Source organism: Pseudomonas sp. 8O (assembly GCF_902506495.1).
GTDB lineage: Bacteria > Pseudomonadota > Gammaproteobacteria > Pseudomonadales > Pseudomonadaceae > Aquipseudomonas > Aquipseudomonas chaetocerotis.
In genome coordinates, this window is record NZ_LR733264.1 from 130,734 (window position 1) to 148,962 (window position 18,229).

Annotated in this window: 15 protein-coding genes and 1 pseudogene; 8 read left to right on the plus strand and 8 right to left on the minus strand. The window is 64.4% G+C overall.

Annotated features, from left to right (window positions below; translation table 11 throughout):
- The first annotated feature begins 240 nt into the window (after positions 1 to 240).
- From GV002_RS03425 to pcaC, 7 genes are all read left to right on the plus strand, one after another.
- Entirely contained in the window at positions 241 to 1,521 is a 1,281-nt protein-coding gene (locus tag GV002_RS03425; RefSeq protein ID WP_160017053.1) for an OprD family porin, read from the plus strand.
- Between the two features lie 146 nt (positions 1,522 to 1,667).
- Entirely contained in the window at positions 1,668 to 2,531 is an 864-nt protein-coding gene (locus GV002_RS03430) for a CoA transferase subunit A (protein ID WP_160017054.1), read from the plus strand.
- Positions 2,531 to 3,313, plus strand: a complete 783-nt coding sequence (locus GV002_RS03435) for a CoA-transferase subunit beta (RefSeq protein WP_160017055.1) — start codon at positions 2,531 to 2,533, stop codon at positions 3,311 to 3,313. The genes GV002_RS03430 and GV002_RS03435 overlap by 1 nt, the downstream gene beginning before the upstream one ends.
- Positions 3,310 to 4,515, plus strand: coding sequence for a 3-oxoadipyl-CoA thiolase (gene pcaF / locus GV002_RS03440; RefSeq protein ID WP_160017056.1), 1,206 nt, complete (start codon positions 3,310 to 3,312; stop codon positions 4,513 to 4,515). The genes GV002_RS03435 and pcaF overlap by 4 nt, the downstream gene beginning before the upstream one ends.
- A gap of 136 nt (positions 4,516 to 4,651) precedes the next feature.
- The gene (locus tag GV002_RS03445) at positions 4,652 to 6,004 is read left to right on the plus strand and encodes a 3-carboxy-cis,cis-muconate cycloisomerase (protein WP_160017057.1); all 1,353 of its coding nucleotides are present in this window, start codon (positions 4,652 to 4,654) and stop codon (positions 6,002 to 6,004) included.
- 9 nt (positions 6,005 to 6,013) lie between these two features.
- Positions 6,014 to 6,802 carry a 3-oxoadipate enol-lactonase gene (gene pcaD, locus GV002_RS03450; RefSeq protein WP_160017058.1) on the plus strand — a complete coding sequence of 263 codons (789 nt, stop codon included), beginning with the start codon at positions 6,014 to 6,016 and terminating at the stop codon, positions 6,800 to 6,802.
- Positions 6,803 to 6,906: 104 nt separating this feature from the next.
- A complete protein-coding gene (gene pcaC / locus GV002_RS03455; protein WP_160017059.1) occupies positions 6,907 to 7,302 on the plus strand; it encodes a 4-carboxymuconolactone decarboxylase in 396 nt (131 codons plus the stop codon).
- Between the two features lie 81 nt (positions 7,303 to 7,383).
- On the opposite strand, the gene GV002_RS03460 is transcribed toward pcaC, so the two are convergent.
- From GV002_RS03460 to pobA, 8 genes and pseudogenes are all read right to left on the minus strand, one after another.
- Positions 7,384 to 9,078: an FAD-dependent oxidoreductase gene (locus tag GV002_RS03460; RefSeq protein WP_160017060.1), complete on the minus strand. Its 1,695-nt coding sequence runs from the start codon at positions 9,076 to 9,078 to the stop codon at positions 7,384 to 7,386.
- A gap of 246 nt (positions 9,079 to 9,324) precedes the next feature.
- The gene (locus GV002_RS24520) at positions 9,325 to 10,188 is read right to left on the minus strand and encodes a methyl-accepting chemotaxis protein (protein WP_372241824.1); all 864 of its coding nucleotides are present in this window, start codon (positions 10,186 to 10,188) and stop codon (positions 9,325 to 9,327) included.
- A pseudogene (locus GV002_RS24525) lies at positions 10,180 to 11,259 on the minus strand (methyl-accepting chemotaxis protein); the annotation flags it as partial. The gene GV002_RS24520 and the pseudogene GV002_RS24525, both read right to left, overlap by 9 nt.
- Positions 11,260 to 11,365: 106 nt before the next feature.
- Positions 11,366 to 12,625 (minus strand): OprD family porin, encoded by a 1,260-nt coding sequence (locus GV002_RS03470; protein ID WP_160017062.1) that lies wholly within the window; start codon positions 12,623 to 12,625, stop codon positions 11,366 to 11,368.
- Positions 12,626 to 12,750: 125 nt separating this feature from the next.
- A complete protein-coding gene (locus GV002_RS03475) occupies positions 12,751 to 14,073 on the minus strand; it encodes a TRAP transporter large permease (protein WP_160017063.1) in 1,323 nt (440 codons plus the stop codon).
- Entirely contained in the window at positions 14,070 to 14,600 is a 531-nt protein-coding gene (locus tag GV002_RS03480) for a TRAP transporter small permease (protein WP_160017064.1), read from the minus strand. Before GV002_RS03480 ends, GV002_RS03475 begins: the two co-directional genes overlap by 4 nt.
- Positions 14,601 to 14,658: 58 nt before the next feature.
- Positions 14,659 to 15,711, minus strand: coding sequence for a TRAP transporter substrate-binding protein (locus tag GV002_RS03485; protein ID WP_045736188.1), 1,053 nt, complete (start codon positions 15,709 to 15,711; stop codon positions 14,659 to 14,661).
- A 300-nt stretch (positions 15,712 to 16,011) separates the two neighbouring features.
- Complete coding sequence (gene pobA / locus GV002_RS03490) at positions 16,012 to 17,196, minus strand: 4-hydroxybenzoate 3-monooxygenase (RefSeq protein ID WP_160017065.1); 1,185 nt, start codon at positions 17,194 to 17,196, stop codon at positions 16,012 to 16,014.
- A 135-nt stretch (positions 17,197 to 17,331) separates the two neighbouring features.
- Between pobA and GV002_RS03495 the strand changes: the two genes are divergently transcribed.
- Positions 17,332 to 18,201, plus strand: a complete 870-nt coding sequence (locus GV002_RS03495) for a helix-turn-helix domain-containing protein (RefSeq protein WP_160017066.1) — start codon at positions 17,332 to 17,334, stop codon at positions 18,199 to 18,201.
- Positions 18,202 to 18,229: the final 28 nt, after the last annotated feature.

Sequence of the window (18,229 nt, forward strand, 5' to 3'; positions counted from 1 at the left end):
ACAGCGCTATATCCGCGTCTGGACCGGCTTTCGTAGGGTGCGCCATGCGCACCAACCATTGCCACATCGCGCGTATCAACAGTTGCCGTCTGTATTGGTGCGCACGGCCTAGGCGGCCCCGCGACCCCCTACAAACCGCGATATAGCTCCAATCGACCCGATCCATCTACCCCCAACCGGCTTCCCAATGGCTGCCGGGCGGGTTTCTGCAACCTCGATAACAACAAGAGCACGCTACCGATGAAACACAGCCCACGCCTTTGCCTGCTGTCCACCGCCATTGCCGCCTGCCTGCCGAGCCTGAGCCAGGCTGGCGAGGGAGGGTTTATCGAAGACGCCAGTGCCACGCTCACGGCGCGCAACTACTACTTCAGCCGCGACTTTTCCGACATCGTCGGCCCTAACCGGCAGTCCAAGGCCGAGGAGTGGGCGCAGGGCTTTATCCTCAACGTCAAATCCGGCTACACCCCTGGGCCGGTGGGGTTCGGCGTGGATGCCATCGGCCTGCTCGGCCTCAAGCTCGACAGTAGCCCGGATCGAGTCAATACCGGTCTGTTGCCAACCCGCGAGAGCGGCAAGGCCGCCGACGACTACAGCCGCCTGGGCCTGGCAGCGAAGCTGCGTGTGTCCAGGACCGAGCTGAAGGTGGGCGAATTGCAACCCAACCTGCCAGTGCTGACCTATTCCGATATCCGCCTGCTACCGCCCAGCTACCAGGGCGTCAGCGTCGTCTCCAACGAGTTCGCCGGGCTGACCCTGCAGGCCGGGCATCTCAATTCCACCAGCCTGCGCAACGAGGCTGGCGACGACAAGATGCTCGCCATGCTCGGTCACCTGCCGCAGCGCGCGGCGACCAGCGACGCTTTCAACTACGCCGGCGGCGACTATGCCTTCAACGCCGGGCGCACCACCGCCAGCGCCTGGTACGCGCAGCTGGAAGACATCTACGACCAGCGCTTCCTCGGCCTCAAGCACAGCCAGCCGGTTGGCACCTGGACCCTGGGCGCCAACCTCGGCTTCTACGACTCGGCCGAAGACGGCAAGCAGTTGCTCGGTGAGATCGACAACCAAGCGCTGTTCGCCCTGCTGTCGGCCAGGCACGGTGGCCACACCTTCTATGTCGGCTACCAGGCGATGTTCGGCGATGACGCCTTCCCGCGCGTATTCGCCAACGTCAGCCCGCTGGGCAACGAGGTGCCGACATTCGAGTTCGCCTCGGCCGACGAGCGTTCCTGGCAGTTGCGTTACGACTACGACTTCGCAGCCATGGGCGTACCGGGCCTGGTGGCCGGGGTGCGCTACATCCGCGGCGACAACGTCGATGTCCAGGCCACCAACCGTGGCGGTGCGCGCTACGAAGGCAAGGACTGGGAGCGCGATCTGGATATCGGCTACACGCTGCAGAGTGGCGCGCTCAAGGGGCTCGGTGTGCGCGTGCGCAACGTCACCGCGCGCTCCAACTACCGCAGCGATATCGACGAGAACCGCCTGATCCTCAGTTACACCTGGAACCTGCTGTAAGGCGCTGTCAGCACCATTAATCAGGAATGGTTCGATAATCGCACGATAAGGCGATTATCGGATTGTTCCGCCGCATGGCGCGCCCTAATCTGAACTCACCGCCACCCCTGCCCGGTGGCACCTGCAACCCAAGCGAGAACAACACGATGGCCGACATCATTACCCTGGGCGAAGCCATTTCGCGCCACGTCAACGACGGCGACTGCGTCGCTCTCGAAGGCTTCACCCATTTGATCCCCACTGCCGCCTCCCACGAGCTGATCCGCCAGGGCAAGAAAGACCTGCATCTGGTACGCATGACCCCGGACCTGGTCTACGACCTGTTGATCGGCGCCGGTTGCGCGCGCAAGCTGACCTTCTCCTGGGGCGGAAACCCCGGTGTCGGCTCGCTGCATCGCCTGCGCGATGCGGTCGAGAAGCAGTGGCCGAACGCCCTGGAAATCGACGAGCACAGCCACGCCGACCTGGCCAACTCCTACGTCGCCGGTGCCTCCGGCCTGCCGTTCGCCCTGCTGCGCGCCTATGCCGGCTCCGACCTGCCGAAGGTCAACCCGAACATCAAGTTCATCGACTGCCCCTTCACCGGCGAGAAGCTGGCGGCTACCCCGGCGGTGCGCCCGGACGTCACCGTGATCCACGCGCAGAAGGCCGACCGCAAGGGCAACGTGCTGCTGTGGGGCATCCTCGGCGTGCAGAAGGAAGCGGCTCTGGCGGCCAAGCGCTGCATCGTCACGGTCGAGGAAATCGTCGACGACCTCAAGGCGCCGATGAATGCCTGCGTGCTGCCGAGCTGGGCGTTGACCGCCGTTTGCCACGTGCCTGGCGGCGCGCACCCGTCCTATGCCCACGGCTACTACGAGCGCGACAACCGCTTCTATCAGGCCTGGGACCCGATTGCCCGCGACCGTGAAACCTTCAGCGCCTGGATCGATGAATACATCCGCGGCACTCAGGATTTCGCCCAGTTCCGGGAAAAGATCGCCCAAGCCAAGATTGCGGAGGCCAAGTGATGAGCCACTACAGCACCAATGAAATGATGACCGTCGCCGCCGCCCGCCGCCTGAAGAACGGCGCGGTCTGCTTCGTCGGCATCGGCCTGCCGTCCAAGGCTGCCAACCTGGCGCGCCTGACCTCCTCGCCAGACGTCGTGCTGATCTACGAATCCGGCCCCATCGGTGCCAAGCCCAGCGTGCTGCCGCTGTCGATCGGCGACGGTGAGCTGGCCGAAACCGCCGACACCGTGGTGCCCACTGGCGAAATCTTCCGCTACTGGCTGCAGGGCGGGCGCATCGACGTCGGTTTTCTCGGCGCGGCCCAGGTCGACAAGTTCGGCAATATCAACACCACCGTGATCGGCGACTACCACAACCCGAAAGTGCGCCTGCCCGGTGCCGGCGGCGCGCCGGAGATCGCTGGTAGCGCCAAGGAAGTGCTGATCATCCTCAAGCAGTCGCATCGCACCTTCGTCGACAAGCTGGCCTTCATCACATCGGTCGGTTTCGGCGAGGGCGGCGACCACCGTCAGCAGCTCGGCCTGCCCGGCAAGGGCCCGGTGGGTATCATTACCGACCTGTGCATCATGGAGCCGGAAGCCGGTAGCAACGAGTTCATCGTCACCTCGCTGCACCCGGGCGTGACCCGCGAGCAGGTGATCGAGAACACCGGCTGGGCCATCCGTTTCGCCGACGACCTGGCCGTGACCGAGGCGCCGAACGACACCGAGTTGGAAGCGCTGCGCGCCCTGGAAGCGCGCACCGCCGCCGCCCACGGCCAGGCCGGGGGTGAGGAATGAGCCGCGACGTATTCATCTGCGACGCCGTGCGCACGCCGATTGGGCGCCTCAATGGCGCCCTGTCGGCGGTGCGAGCCGACGACTTGGCGGCGATTCCGCTCAAGGCGCTGGTCGAGCGTAACCCGCAGGTCGACTGGTCGGCAGTCGATGAAGTGTTCATGGGCTGCGCCAACCAGTCCGGCGAGGACAACCGCAACGTGGCGCGCATGGCGCTGCTGCTCGCCGGTCTGCCGGAAACGGTGCCGGGCGTGACTCTTAACCGCCTGTGCGCCTCGGGCATGGAAGCGGTGGGCGCCGCCTTCCGCGCCATCGCCACTGGAGAAATGGAGCTGGCCATCGCCGCTGGCGTAGAGTCCATGACCCGCGCACCCTACGTGATGGGCAAGGCCGACAGCGCCTTCGGCCGTGGCCAGAAGCTGGAAGACACCACCCTGGGCTGGCGCTTCGTCAACCCGCTGATGAAAGAGCAGTACGGCGTCGACCCGATGCCGGTCACTGGCGACAACGTCGCCGAGGATTACGGCATCAGTCGCGCCGATCAGGATGCCTTCGGCCTGCGCAGCCAGCAGCGTGCGGCGGCGGCTCAGGAGAGCGGTTACTACGCCGAGGAAATCGTCCCGGTAGTGATCAAGACCAAGAAGGGCGAGATCGTCGTCGACCGTGACGAGCACCCGCGTGCCGACACCACCGCCGAAGGCCTGGCCAAGCTCAAGCCGGTCAATGGCGAAGGCAAGACCGTCACCGCCGGCAACGCCTCGGGCCTCAATGACGGCGCCTCGGCGATGATCCTGGCCTCTGCCGAAGCCGTTCAGAAGTACGGCCTCAAGCCGCGCGCCAAGGTGTTGGGCATGGCCAGCGGCGGCGTGGCGCCACGCATCATGGGCGTCGGCCCGGTACCGGCGGTGCGCAAGCTGCTGGCGCGGCTGAACCTGAGCATCGAGCAGTTCGACGTGATCGAGCTGAATGAAGCCTTCGCCGCCCAGGGCCTGGCCGTCACCCGCGACCTCGGCCTGCCGGACGATAGCGCCAAGGTCAACCCGAATGGCGGCGCCATCGCCCTCGGCCACCCGCTGGGCATGAGCGGCAATCGCCTGGTGCTCACCGCCGCTCACCACCTGGAGAAGACCGCCGGCAAGCTTGGTCTGGCGACCATGTGCGTGGGCGTGGGCCAGGGGTTGGCGCTGGCCATCGAGCGGGTGTGAACCTTGTGGGAGGCGCTTCAGCGGCGACGCCTTTAAGCCGTCGCGGCTAAAGCCCCTCCCACAGACGCCCCTCCGTGCGCGGCGCCGCCGGTTGATGCCACACTAGCCGTACATTTTTCCCAGGAGCGTTTCGCTCGTGAGCAACCAACTCTTCGATGCCTACTTCACCGCCCCGGCCATGCGCGCGATCTTCTGCGACGCCGGTCGGGTGCAGGGCATGCTCGACTTCGAGGCCGCGCTGGCGCGGGCCGAGGCACGTGTGGGGCTGATCCCCGCCGAGGCCGTGGGGCCCATCGAGGCCGCCTGTAAAGCTGAACTCTACGATTACCCGGCGCTGGCCCAGGCCATCGCCACCGCCGGCAATTCCGCCATTCCACTGGTCAAGGCCCTCGGCAAACGTATCGCCACCAGTAATGCCGAGGCCGAACGCTACGTGCACCTCGGCGCCACCAGCCAGGACGCCATGGACAGTGGCCTGGTGCTGCAACTGCGCGCAGCCATCGAGCTGATCGAAAGCGATCTCGCCAACCTGGGCAATGCCCTCGCGGCGCAGGCCGAACGCCATGCCGACACGCCGTTGCCCGGGCGTACCTGGTTGCAACAGGCCACCCCGGTGACCCTGGGTATGAAGCTGGCCGGCGTGCTCGGCGCCATCACCCGCCATCGTCAGCGCCTGAGTGAACTCAAGCCGCGTTTGCTATGCCTGCAGTTCGGTGGCGCCTCCGGCAGTCTGGCGGCGCTCGGCGAGCAGGCCTGGCCGGTGAGCGAAGCACTGGCCGATGAGCTGCGCCTGAACCTGCCCGAGCAGCCCTGGCACACCCAACGCGACCGCCTGGTGGAATTCGCCAGCCTGCTCGGGCTGATCGCCGGCAGCCTGGGCAAGCTCGGCCGCGACCTCAGCCTGCTGATGCAGACCGAGGCCGGCGAAGTCTTCGAACCCTCGGCGCCGGGCAAGGGCGGCTCGTCCACCATGCCGCACAAGCGCAACCCGGTTGGCGCTGCGGTGCTGATCGGCGCCGCCACCCGCGCGCCGGGCCTGGTGGCGACGATGTTCGCCACCATGCCGCAGGAGCACGAGCGCAGCCTGGGCCTGTGGCACGCCGAATGGGAAACCCTGCCGGAGCTGTGCTGCCTGGTTTCCGGCGCGCTGCAGCAGGCGCTTTTGGCGGTGCCTGGGCTGGGGGTGGATGCCGCGCGCATGCGTGCCAACCTCGAACTGACCCAGGGCCTGGTGCTGGCCGAGGCGGTGAGCATCGCCCTGGCCCAGCGCATCGGCCGCGACGCCGCCCATCATCTGGTCGAGCAGTGCTGCCGCCAGGCGGTGCAGCAGGGCGCGCACCTGCGTGCGGTGCTCGGCGCCAATGCCGAGGTCAGCGCAGAGCTGTCCGCCGCCGAGCTGGAGCGTCTACTCGATCCGGCCCATTACCTGGGACAGGCCCGCCGCTGGGTGCAGCGGGCCGTCGCCGAACACCAGCAATTTTCGCGTTAGGAGCTATCCATGCCTGCCGTACGTCTCGCCGATGGCGACCTCAACTACCAGCTCGAAGGGCCGACCGGTGCGCCGGTGCTGGTGCTGTCCAACTCCCTGGGTACCGATCTGCACATGTGGGATGTGCAGATGCCGACGCTGACCCGCGATTTCCAGGTGCTACGCTACGACACCCGTGGCCATGGCCAGTCGCTGGTGACTGAAGGGCCCTATAGCATCGAGCAACTGGGCCGCGACGTGCTGGGCCTGCTCGACGCGCTGGATATCGCCAAGGCGCATTTCTGCGGGTTGTCCATGGGCGGGTTGATCGGCCAGTGGCTGGCGCTCAACGCGCCCGAGCGCATCGCCCGCCTGGTGCTGTGCAACACCGCCGCCAAGATCGGCACACCGGAGGTGTGGAACCCGCGTATCGACACCGTGCTGGCCGGCGGCGCGCAGGCCATGCGCGATCTGCGCGACGCCTCGATCTCGCGCTGGTTCACTGCCGGTTTCGCCGCCGCGCAGCCGCAGCAGGTCGAGCCCATCGTCGACATGCTGGCGCAGACTGCGCCCGAAGGTTACGCCGCCAACTGTGCAGCGGTGCGCGACGCCGATTTCCGCGAGCAGATTGCCGATATCCAGTCGCCAACGCTGATCGTCTGCGGCAGCCTCGATCCGGTGACCACCGTCGAGCACGGCCGCTTCATGCAGCAGCGGATAGCGGGTGCGAAGCTGGTGGAGTTCCACGCCGCGCACCTGTCCAACGTCGAGGCTGGCGTGGCTTTTACCCAGGCGCTGCTGGATTTCCTAACCACCTGATCGCACGTTTTTCTGTAGGAGCGAGCTTGCTCGCGAAGCTTTTTCGCTCGTGATGTTCGCGAGCAAGCTCGCTCCTACAAGAGCATTTTTCCACGGAGCAGAAAATGGACGAAAAACAACGCTACGAAGCCGGCATGCAGGTGCGCCGCGCGGTGCTGGGCGACGCCCATGTCGACCGCAGCCTGGAGAAGCTCACGCCGTTCAACAGCGAGTTCCAGGAGATGATCACCCGTCACGCCTGGGGCGATATCTGGACTCGCCCCGGCCTGCCGCGCCACACCCGCAGCCTGATCACCATCGCCATGCTGATCGGCATGAACCGCGAGGGCGAACTGAAACTGCACCTGCGCGCAGCGAAGAACAACGGCGTGACCCGCGACGAGATCAAGGAAGTGCTCATGCAGAGCGCGATCTACTGCGGTATCCCGGCGGCCAATGCCACCTTCCACCTGGCCGAGGAAGTCTGGGACGAATTGGGCGTGGAATCACTGGAAGACTGATTCGTACGAGCAATGGGGCGCTACCCGGACCACGCATCCGGGTGGCGCTTTTTTATGCCTGCCATCCATGGCTGGCCGATATCAGACCGTGGCCGCGTGGCGTCCGGCGATATAGCCAAAGGTCAATGCAGGGCCGAGATTGATGCCGCCCGACGGGTAGTGCCCACCCATGGGGCTGGCCATGTCCGTACCTGCTGCATACAGCCCGGGTATCGGTTGGCCTGTGCCATCGAGCACCCGCGCATGCCCATCGGTGCGCAGCCCGGCGAAGGTGCCGAAGCAACCCGGTTGTACTTTCACGGCATAGAAGGGGCCATGCTCGATAGGGGCTACGCAGGGGTTCGGACCGTTGTGCTTGGCATCGCCACTGCGACGGTTGAACGCGGTGCTGCCACGCCCGAACAGTGGGTCTTCGCCACGGCGCGCATGCTGGTTGAACTCGTCGACGGTGGCAACGAGCCCGATCGGGTCGATGCCACAGGCCTGCGCCAGTGCTTCCAGGCTCTGGCCGCGCTTGAGGTAGCCATTGCGGATATGTGGCCACAGCGGTACTGGCGCCGGGCGAGCGAAGCCGAGGCCGTAGCGGCGCTGGAAGCGGTGGTCGCAGATCAGCCAGGAGCAGGCCTGCTGATCCTCGGGAATGGCCTTGAGCATGGCGTCGACGTAGTCGTAGTAACCGCCAGCCTCGTTGACGAAGCGCTTGCCGTTTTGCAGCACGCCGATGATGCCGGGCTTGCCGCGGTCGATGATGTGCGGGAAATGGCCGACGCTGCCGTCGGCGTAGGGCACCTTCGAAACCGGCGCCCAGGCCACCGGCGAGCGCAGGTCGTCGGCCACCTGGCCGCCCGCTGATTCGCCCAGGCGCAGGCCGTCACCGGAGCAACTGGCAGGCGGCAGGGCGAGGTTGTCGTGGCCGCTGGCATCGCGCGGGAATATCGCCTTGCGGCGTTCGGGGTCGTTGGGAAAACCGCCGGCAGCCAGTACCACCGCTTTGGCGCGGATAGTCATTTCCTCACCGGCGTGCAGCACCATGGCACCGCATACGTTGCCGTCTTCGATCATCAGGCGCTGCGCGGGCGTGGACACCATCATCTGCACACCCAGATCCTGCGCCGAGCGCGCCAAGCGTGCGATCAGCGCCACGCCATTGACCAGGTGCATGGCGCGTCCGTAGTGGGCCAGGTGATAGAGATGGGTGGTGAAGCGCCGGATCACGTGCAGCAGCGCCTTGGGTGAACGGGTCATGTTGAGGAAGGCTGCGAGATCGGCGCCGGCCATGATCGGCATGCCCATGAAGGAGGTCTCGCGCATGGTCTTGCGCAGGCGCGGCAACAGGTCGAGCACTTCGCGGCCATCGTAGGGCGCGGCGATGACCTGATGGCCACCGCTGGCGGCACCGGGCGTGTTGCCGTGCATATCGGGGATGCCGTTGCCGTCGACGAACTGCAGGGCAGTGTGCTGCTCGAAGAACGCCACCATCTCGGGGCAGTGCTGCAGAAAGGCGTCCACCAACTCGGCGCGGTAATGTTCGCCCAGCTCGTTACGCAGGTAGGTACGCGGTTGCTCGATGTCTTCGACGATGCCGGCGCGTCTGGCCAGCGGGTTACGTGGCGCCCACAGCCAGCCGCCGGACCAGGCGGTGGCGCCGCCCAATACCGGGTCCTTTTCTACCAGGATCACCCGTTTGCCCAGGTGCGCGGCGCTGACGGCGGCTGCCAGGCCGGCCGCGCCGGAGCCAATCACCAGCAGGTCGCAGTCGAGTGGGGCGTTGGCCATGGCAGATCTCCGCATTTGTTATTTATTGGAACTTGGTTCCGAATTTTATGTGGCGACTACCGGGGCGCCAAGCACTGTCGGATGATTTGCCCGGGAAGTCGTGCGGTTAGCGGTCATTTATTGTCGGTGTAGCCGGATGCAATCCGGGAAAGGGCCGCGATTGTGTCTTGCTCGTGAGCAGCAGCGGTGGACAAGCTTCGCGTTGTCCACCCGACGGCCTTGATGATCAAGGCCAGTTTCTCGGCCTCAGGTACGAAAGCGGCCGATGCGCAGCTGCAATTCACCGCCCAGTCTGGCCAGTTCGGCGCTCGATAGCGCGGTCTGCTCGGTGGCGCTGGCGCTCTGCTCGCCGATGCCGCGTACGTTGTCCAGGCTGCGGTTGATCTCCAGGGCAACCGCACTCTGCTGTTCGGCCGCGCTGGCGATCTGCTGGTTCATCTGCTCGATCAGTGCGACCGCCTGATTGATGCGCGTCAGGCTCTGGCCGGCCAGCTTGACGCTGCTCATCGCGTCCTGGCTCAGCGTCTGGCTGGCCTGAGTCTGGGTAACGGCCGTTTGTACGCGGCTCTGCAGGCTGGTGATCAGCGCCTCGATCTCGCTGGTGGAGTCCTGAGTACGGCGCGCCAGCGCGCGTACTTCATCGGCGACCACGGCGAAACCGCGGCCTTGTTCACCGGCGCGTGCGGCCTCGATGGCGGCGTTGAGCGCCAGCAGATTGGTCTGCTCGGCGACTGCCTTGATTACATCCAGCACGCTGCCGATGCGTTGACTCTCGCCTTGCACCAGGCCAACCGTCTGCCCGGTATGCGCCACTTCGCTGGCCAGGCGTTCGATCTGCTCGACTACTCGATGCACCTGGCGGTCGCCATCACGGGCCTGCAATTCTGCCTGTTGCGCGGCCTGCGATGCCTGCTCGGCATCACCGGCCACCTGCTGCACGCTGGTGACCATCTGTTGCATGGCGCAGGCCGTCTGGCTGGACTCTTCGCTCTGCTCGCGCACACCCGCGCGGGTCTGTTCGCTGACTGCCGAGAGTTGCTCTGCCGCAGCGGCAATCTGTGTCGCGCTGCCACCGATCTGCTCGATCAATTCGCGCAGGTGGTCGCGCATGGTTTGCAGTGCGCCCAGAAGCTGACCGACCTCATCACGGCTCACGACGATACGACTGCCACTGAGATTGCCGGCCGCGACCTGCTGGGCCAGCAACAGGCAGTGTTGCAGCGGCCCGACGATCAGGTGGCGGATAAGCCAACTGGCGAGCAGAGCCAGTAGCAGTGCTGCAGTCGTGAGCAGGGCAAGGGTTTGCAGGGAGGTGCGGTTGCCTGCTTGCATGGCGCGTTGCTGGTGCTGCTGCAGGTCGTTGCTATGCTGCAGCATGCCTTGCGCCAGGTCGGCCAATTGGCTGCGACTGCGCTGCTCGGCCTCGCGACTATGGCGATAGTGCTCGAAGGATTCGCGATAGCTGTCGAGTGCGCGCAGGGCCTCGTCCAGGGATGCCTGCTGCAGGGCGGCGAGTTGCGCGCGCAGTTGCTGAGCTGCCTCGGTCATGCTGGCGAAGCGCGTTTGCCAGAGATCGGCATCGACGTTGTCAGCGCTGCGGATGAACTGGCTTTCCGCCAGGCGCAGCTGCAACAGGGTGTGGCTCAGGCGCGCCGCCGCTTCGGCCTGGTCGACGCTGCTCTGCGTGCCCGTTTCGCCATCGTACAATCGATCGCGAATCAGGTTGAACTGGTCCTGGGTGACCATCTCGAACTGGATCAGCGCTTCGTCGGCGCGAATCGCCATGCCGGTCTGTGCGGTGCTTGCCTGAGACTGCGCCGCGCGCAGTTGAGCGAATTGCTGCAGGTAGGCGTCATTGCCGTGCTGCAACAGCTGGAGTTGCTCGGCGTCGGTGGGTAAGTCAGCCAGCTCTGCGGCGATGCGCGCATGTTGCTCGGTGATGCCGGCGTCATGACCAGCCAGCGGCGCCAGCAGGTAATCCTTCTCCTGCAAGCGCAGTTGCAGGATCTGTTGCTTGATGTCCGCCACCTGGAGCGACTGACCGGCATGCCCGAGAATCTCGCTGGCTGTGCGCCAGCCACCCAGGGCGACTGCCAGGGTCAGCAGCATGACCAGTGAGAAGCCCAGCAGGAGTTTGTGCCCGACCTTGAGGTCGGCGCTACGTTCGATAATCCAGCGCATGGGGGTACTTCCTCGAACAGTTGCACATCAAAAAAAGCCCGTCACGAGGACGGGCTGAACGTGCCGTAACACTAGGAGTCACTTGTGCAGCGATGTCGCGTGATGCTTACAGAATCGACAGCGGGTAGTTGATGATCAGACGGTTCTCGTGCAGATCCTGGCCCACGTCGCGGCGCACGTCGGAGTTACGCCAGCGGATGCTCAGGTTCTTCATCGTGCCTTCCTGAATGGTGTAGGCCAGCTCGGATTCACGACCCCACTCTTCGGCATCGGTACGGCCGCCGGTGTGGATGTTGGAGCCGCTGACGTAGCGGTTCATCAGGGTCAGGCCCGGGATGCCGAGGCCGGCGAAGTTGTAGTCGTGGCGAACCTGCCAGGAGCGCTCCTCAGGGTTGTCGTAGCTGTTGGTGAAGCCGTCGTTGACCAGGGTGCCGCCACTGGCGCCGTCGATGCGCATGAACTTGGTGTCACCGCTCAGTCGCTGGTAGGCCAGCATGAAGGTGTTGTTGCCGGTCTTGGCCGTGAACGCGCCTTGATAGACCTTGTTGTCCAGATTGCCGGCCTTGGCCGCGCCTTCTTCCTTGCCGGTGACATAGCCGAGGTTGGCACCCAGTACCCAGTCACCGACCGGTTGGCTGTGGGTCAACTGCACGTAGCTTTGCTGGTAGACGTCTTCCAGGCGGGCATGCCAGACGCCGACCATGGTGTTGTTGCCATTGAAACGGTACTCACCACCGCCGAAGTTGAAGTCGTCGCCCTTCACACCGCCGAACGACATGTCTTCACGGCTGGCATCGTTGCGCTGGCTGTTCTTCCAGAACTGGCCGCCGTACAGGGTCAGGCCATCGATCTCGTTGGAAGTCAGCTGGGCGCCCTGGAAGGTTTGCGGCAGCGAACGACCGTCGTCGGCGCGCAGGATCGGTAGCACGGCGAACCATTCGCCGACCTTCAGTTCGGTCTTGGAAATCTTGGCCTTGGCGGCCACGGCGGTGCGGCCGAACTGGTCGGCGGCCTGGCCATCATCGTGGATCGGCATCAGTTGGGTGTTGGCTGCGCCACGGTTGCCATCCAGCTTGATGCTGTAAAGGCCGAGCACATCGAGACCGAAGCCGACGGTGCCCTGGGTGTAGCCGGAGCGGGCATCGAGGATGAAGCTCTGGGTCCAGCCTTCGGCCTGGCCCTGGCGTTCACCGCGAATCACCGGATCGGTGCCGTTGAGGTAGTTGCGGTTGAAGTAGTAGTTGCGCAGGCCGAGGGTGACCTTGGCGTCTTCGACGAAGCCGGCGGCCTGAACGCCGACCGAGAGGCTGGAGGCCATGACTGCAATGGCGATTGCGCTGGGAGCGAGGTACAGGGTTTTTTTCATTGTTATCGTTTCCTTTTTCAAGGTTGAAAGCTCCCCTCCGCAGCGGCGGATACGCTTCTACATCGGGGAGAGTGGTGGCAGTTATTCGGGGTTCAGCGGCGTTCGTCTGAATGCATCGCGAGTTCTCAGTTCAGCCAGCGCACCAGGCACAGGGTGATCGATGGGAAGAGCACAAGGATGACCACGCGCACGATGTCCGAGATCAGGAACGGCACGATGCCTCTGAAGGCTTCACTCATGGGGATATCGCGCGCCATGCCGGCAATCACGTACACGTTCATGCCCAGTGGCGGGGTGACCATGCCGATTTCCACCACCATCAGGGCCAGGATGCCGAACCAGATGGCCTTCTCGGTCTGGTCCAGTCCATAGAAGTCCAGCCCCATGATCACAGGGAAGAAGATCGGGATGGTCAGCAGGATCATCGACATGGTGTCCATCACGCAGCCGAGGATCAGGTACAGGACGAGAATTCCGGCCAGCACCAGGAACGGCTGCAGACCTGCGCCGCTGATGGTTTCGGCGATGAAGTTGGGCAGCTGCGAGATGGCCAGGAAGGCATTCATCACATCGGCGCCGAGCAGGATCATGAAGATCATGGCCGTGGTCACGCCGGTGCCCAGCAGCACCTCCTTGAGTTCGGCCAGACGCATCTTGCCCAGGGTGAAGGCGAAGAACCCCGTGCCCACGGTGCCGATGGCTGCAGCTTCGGTAGGGGTGAACCAGCCACCGTAGATCCCCCCGAGCACCACCAGGAAAATCAGCAGTACCGGCCACACCCCCTGCTGCGCCTGCAGTCGCTGTTTCCAGCTCGAGCGCTCCTGCGCTGGCCCGGAGTCCGGGAACAGGCGCACATAGATGGCAATGGCGATCATGTAGCCGATGACGGCGAGAATGCCCGGCACGAAGGCGGCCATGAACAGCGTGGAGATGTTCTGCTGGGCGAGAATGGCGTAGATCACCAGCACCACCGAGGGTGGGATGAGAATGCCCAGGGTGCCGCCGGCCGCCAGGCAACCCACTGCCAGCGAATTGGAGTACTTGTAGCGACGCAGCTCCGGCAGGGCCACCTGGCCCATGGTCGCGGCGGTTGCCACCGATGAGCCACAGACCGCGCCGAAGGCTGCGCAGGAGCCGATGGCGGAGATCGCCAGGCCACCGCGCCAGTGCCCGACCATGGCGGCTGCGGCACGGAACAGGCCGGTAGCCAGGCCGCCACGCGAGGCGAACTGCCCCATCAGCAGAAACAGCGGGATCACCGACAGGTCGTACACGGTGTAGCGGGCGTAGGCCACCGTCTTCAGGTAGTTGAGCAAGGGGTCCCAACCGCTGATCGAGACGTAGCCGCCAATACCGGTCAGCAGCATGGCGATGGCGATTGGAATGCGGATGGCCAGCAGAACCAGGAGGAAGGCGAGGAAGAGTCCGCCCAATGCGACGCTGCTCATTGTTGGCCTCCCTCACCGCGCAGGTCGAGCCAGGCGGTGTACAGGGAAACGACGGCGAGTAGGGCGAAAGAAGGCGCGAAGGGGGTCATCGACCACCACATCGGAATGCCCATGATGATCGACTCCTCACCGTTGCGGTAAGTATCCAGGGTGCCGATTATCGAGCGCCAGGCCAGCAGCGCTGCACAGGCGGCCATCAGCAGGCAGCCGAGCGTGTCGAGATAGCGCCGGGTGTTGGCCGAGGCGCGCAAGGTGAAGGCGTCGACGATGACATTGTTGCGACGCAGCTGGCACAACGGCAGGAAACTCACCACGGCAATGCCGCAGCCCATCTGCACCAGCTCGACGTCACCGAGCAGTGGCGCGTCGAACAGGCTGCGCATGGTGATGCTGTAGGCCGACAGCAGGGTGATGGCGACCAGCACCAGGCCGCCAGCCAGTGCCAGCCAACGGGCCAGGACATCGAGCAACTGGCCGAACGGGCGCGTGCGCTGAGGCTGCCCGGGCAAGGCAGGGTTTTCGATCATGAGAGGACTCCGCAAGACCGGCACCGCAGGTGCCGGCCAACACAACGAGGGTTAACGATCAGTGCGGCAGCTTGGCGTTGTAGCTTTCGATCAGGTCGCGCACTTCTTGCAGCAGCGCAGCACCGTTGTCGTTGCCTTTGCTCTCGACTTCCTTGATCCAGTCGTTGTCCAGCTTGCGGCCGATGGCCATCCACTTGGCCTGTTCTTCGGCGGGCAGTACGTAGATCTCGTTGCCACGCGATTGCGCCAGCTTGTGCCCGGTCTCGATCACGTTGGTATCCCAGATATGGCCGGCCTGGCGTGAGAGTTCACGGCCGCTGTTGGCGTCGATGATCTTGCGCAGGTCATCGGGCAGGCTGGCGTACTTGGCCGGGTTCATCGCCAGTACCAGCGCGGTGTGCATCAACGCTGGCTGACCCGGCGCCATTTCGGTGTGGTACTTGACCAGTTCCTGCAGCTTCAGTGCAGGGACCACGTCCCAGGGCAGCACGGCGCCGTCGACCACACCCTTGGACAGCGCTTCCGGCACCTGCGGTACCGGCATGGCCACCGGGGTGGCACCGAGCATGGAAATCAGCTTGGTGGAGATGCGGTTGGCCGAGCGCAGTTTCAGGCCACGGAAGTCGGCCAGGCTGCGCACCGGCTTCTTCGCCGTGTGCAGCAGCGCGCCATCGGTCAGGTGAGTCGCGAGCAGATGCACGTCGGCGAACTCCTTCTGCCCGTGGGCTTCGAGGAAATCCCACATGGCCTGGCTGCTGGCTTCCGAAGAGCGGCTCATGAACGGCATCTCGAATGCCGATGCCAGCGGGAAGCGGCCGCTGGTGTAGCCAGGCAGGGTCCAGACGATGTCGGCGACGCCGTCACGCGCCTGGTCGATCAGTTGCGGCGGGGTGCCGCCCAACTGCATGGAAGGGTAGAACTGAAACTGGATTCGACCATTGGATTCGGCGGTGATCTTCTCTGCCCAGGGCTTGAGAAAGTCGGCCTGGGTCACCGAGTGCGCCGGCAGGAAGTGGTGAACCTTGAGGGTGACCTCGGCCTCGTCGGCGTTGGCCCAGGTCATGACGCTGGTGGCAAGCAGCGTCAGCAAAGCCTTGGAAAGCTTGTGCATCGCAAATGTCCTTTCTTATTCATTGTTAGTAGGCGATTCAGGTACAGCCAAATTCGGCTGCAATACTGCCGCCGCTAGGATTCGCTGCTCGCATGGTGCGAGTTAGCGAGGGGCTATTCAATTCGATTAACGACTTAGTGTGCGATAAACGAACGAATTGCGTAGGCCTGGGACGTGCCAGTGGCGCGCCGGGCGATTATCGATCAAGGGCTCCCGTGCGAGGGCCAGGGTGCACCGTGCGCACCAATGGCCCGCAGTTTGGCTGGGTGCGCGTGGCGCACCCTACGGCTGAGCAATGAGTCATTCGATGGCTTCGTAGGGCAGGCCGACGTAATTCTCGGCGATGGTCCTGCGGCCGGCTTCGGAGCTGACGAAGTAGTCCAGTTCGGTCTCCTGCATGCGGCGGCTGAAGGCATCGGTGTCGGGAAAGCGATGCAGCATCGAGGTCATCCACCAGGAGAAACGCTCGGCCTTCCAGATGCGCCGCAGGCAGATTTCCGAGTAGCGTTCGAGCAGGTCCACACGGCCCTCGCGGTAGACCTTGAGCAGGATGCGGTACAGCGTGCTGACGTCGCTGGCGGCCAGGTTCAGGCCCTTGGCGCCGGTCGGCGGAACGATGTGCGCGGCATCACCGAGCAGAAACAGACGACCATACTGCATCGGCTCGACCACGAAGCTGCGCAGCGGCGCGATGCTCTTTTCGATCGAAGGTCCGGTGACCAACTGGCTGGCGATCTCGTTTGGCAGGCGGCGTTTGAGTTCGTCCCAGAAGCGCTCGTCGGACCAGTCTTCGACCTTCTCCTCGGCGCCCACCTGCACGTAGTAGCGCGTGCGTGTCGGCGAACGCATGCTGCACAGGGCGAAGCCACGCGCGTGGTTGGCGTAGATCAGCTCCTCATGCACCGGCGGGGTGTCGGCAAGGATGCCTAGCCAGCCGAACGGATACACCCGCTCGAACTCCTGAAGTACCCCAGCCGGGATGGATTGTCGCGATACACCATGGAAGCCATCGCAGCCCGCGATGTAATCGCACGTCAGGCGCTGCGTGCGGCCCTCATGCTCGAAGGTCAGGTAAGGGCGCTCGCCCTTGAGCTCGTGCAACTGCACCTGGCTGGTGTTGTACAGGGTGACGGCGCCGCTGGCCTGGCGTGCTTCCATCAGGTCGCGAGTGACTTCCGTCTGGCCGTAGACCATCACGCTCTTGCCACCGGTCAGCCCCTTGAGGTCGATGCGCTCGCAGCGGCCATCGAAGGCCAGCTGGAAGCCATCGTGCGGCAGGCCTTCGCGATCCATGCGCGCGGCCACGCCGGCCTCGCGCAGCAGGTCGACCATACCCTGTTCGAGCACGCCAGCGCGGATGCGGCCGAGCACGTAGTCGGGGCTCTGGCGTTCGAGGATGACATTGTCGATGCCGGCGTTGTGCAGCAATTGGCCGAGCAGCAGGCCGGAGGGGCCAGCGCCGATGATGGCGACCTGAGTGTTCATTATTGTTCTCCAGTACGTGATCGGCTGTATGTCGATTCACAGGCTCAGGTCTGTATTTTTTGTGGATACATGCTTGGTTAGAAGGCAATATCGAAAAGGATTCTTGGACTTTTCGATGATTTTAAGAGCCCGCTCATGACTGCTTCGAAAGCTCCCCTGGTGCCGGTATTCAAGCTGTACGGTGAGACGGCCGAATGGCCGACCCCCGACCTTATCCACTGTGAATCGATTCCCGAGCGCAGCCAGTTGCACGGTTGGGAAATCAAACCGCACCGTCACGCTGACCTGCTGCAGTTGCTCTATGTGCAGTCAGGTGAAGCCGAGCTGGAGGTGGAGGGGCAGGTGCGCCTGGTGCGCAGTGCTTCGCTGCAGGTCGTGCCGGCGCTGTGCGTGCACGGCTTTCGTTTCTCGCGTGATGTTCAGGGCTATGTGCTGAGCCTGGCGCGGCCGCTGGTGGAGCAACTGGCCGCGCCGCTGGGCCAGCAATGCTTGCAGAGCCCCATGTGCTATGAGGTCGGCGAGCAGCGCCGTTATCTGGACGCCTTGTTCGAGTCGATCAGCCAGGAGTACGGCCGTCTGGAGCCAGCGCGGGAGCTGATGCTGCACTCGCTGATCAGTGTCCTGCTGGTTGCCATCGCGCGCCGGCAACTGGCGCGAAGCGAGGCGCAGGAGCCTGCCGATGGCCGAGGGCGCGAGCATGTGCAGGCCTTCGTGCATTTGCTCGAAGTGCACTTTCGCGAGCATCTACCGATCGAACATTACGCCTCGCGCCTGGGGATCAGTGCCGCTCACCTCAATGCGCTGTGCCGGCGGTTGGCCGGGCAATCCGCATTGCAGCTGATCAATCAGCGTCTGTTGCTCGAGGCCAAGCGCTGTCTGGTGTACACCACCATGACGGTGAGCCAGATTTCAGACAGTCTGGGTTTTTCCGAGCCGGGCTATTTTTCCCGTTTCTTCAAGCGTGGCAGCGGGCTTTCGCCCAAGGCATTTCGCCTGCATCGCTGAGCAGCGATGCAGGCGAAAGAGAGGCAGG

What these genes read in the sequence shown, in the direction of transcription:
- pcaD (WP_160017058.1), top strand. Translation starts at nt 6,014, where the DNA reads ATGCCTGCCGTACGTCTCGCCGATGGCGACCTCAACTACCAGCTCGAA.
- GV002_RS03480 (WP_160017064.1), bottom strand. Translation starts at nt 14,600, where the DNA reads ATGATCGAAAACCCTGCCTTGCCCGGGCAGCCTCAGCGCACGCGCCCG.
- GV002_RS03460 (WP_160017060.1), bottom strand. Translation starts at nt 9,078, where the DNA reads ATGGCCAACGCCCCACTCGACTGCGACCTGCTGGTGATTGGCTCCGGC.
- GV002_RS03430 (WP_160017054.1), top strand. Translation starts at nt 1,668, where the DNA reads ATGGCCGACATCATTACCCTGGGCGAAGCCATTTCGCGCCACGTCAAC.
- pcaF (WP_160017056.1), top strand. Translation starts at nt 3,310, where the DNA reads ATGAGCCGCGACGTATTCATCTGCGACGCCGTGCGCACGCCGATTGGG.
- GV002_RS03475 (WP_160017063.1), bottom strand. Translation starts at nt 14,073, where the DNA reads ATGAGCAGCGTCGCATTGGGCGGACTCTTCCTCGCCTTCCTCCTGGTT.
- GV002_RS24520 (WP_372241824.1), bottom strand. Translation starts at nt 10,188, where the DNA reads ATGCGCGACCACCTGCGCGAATTGATCGAGCAGATCGGTGGCAGCGCG.
- GV002_RS03485 (WP_045736188.1), bottom strand. Translation starts at nt 15,711, where the DNA reads ATGCACAAGCTTTCCAAGGCTTTGCTGACGCTGCTTGCCACCAGCGTC.
- pobA (WP_160017065.1), bottom strand. Translation starts at nt 17,196, where the DNA reads ATGAACACTCAGGTCGCCATCATCGGCGCTGGCCCCTCCGGCCTGCTG.
- GV002_RS03470 (WP_160017062.1), bottom strand. Translation starts at nt 12,625, where the DNA reads ATGAAAAAAACCCTGTACCTCGCTCCCAGCGCAATCGCCATTGCAGTC.
- pcaC (WP_160017059.1), top strand. Translation starts at nt 6,907, where the DNA reads ATGGACGAAAAACAACGCTACGAAGCCGGCATGCAGGTGCGCCGCGCG.
- GV002_RS03425 (WP_160017053.1), top strand. Translation starts at nt 241, where the DNA reads ATGAAACACAGCCCACGCCTTTGCCTGCTGTCCACCGCCATTGCCGCC.
- GV002_RS03435 (WP_160017055.1), top strand. Translation starts at nt 2,531, where the DNA reads ATGAGCCACTACAGCACCAATGAAATGATGACCGTCGCCGCCGCCCGC.
- GV002_RS03495 (WP_160017066.1), top strand. Translation starts at nt 17,332, where the DNA reads ATGACTGCTTCGAAAGCTCCCCTGGTGCCGGTATTCAAGCTGTACGGT.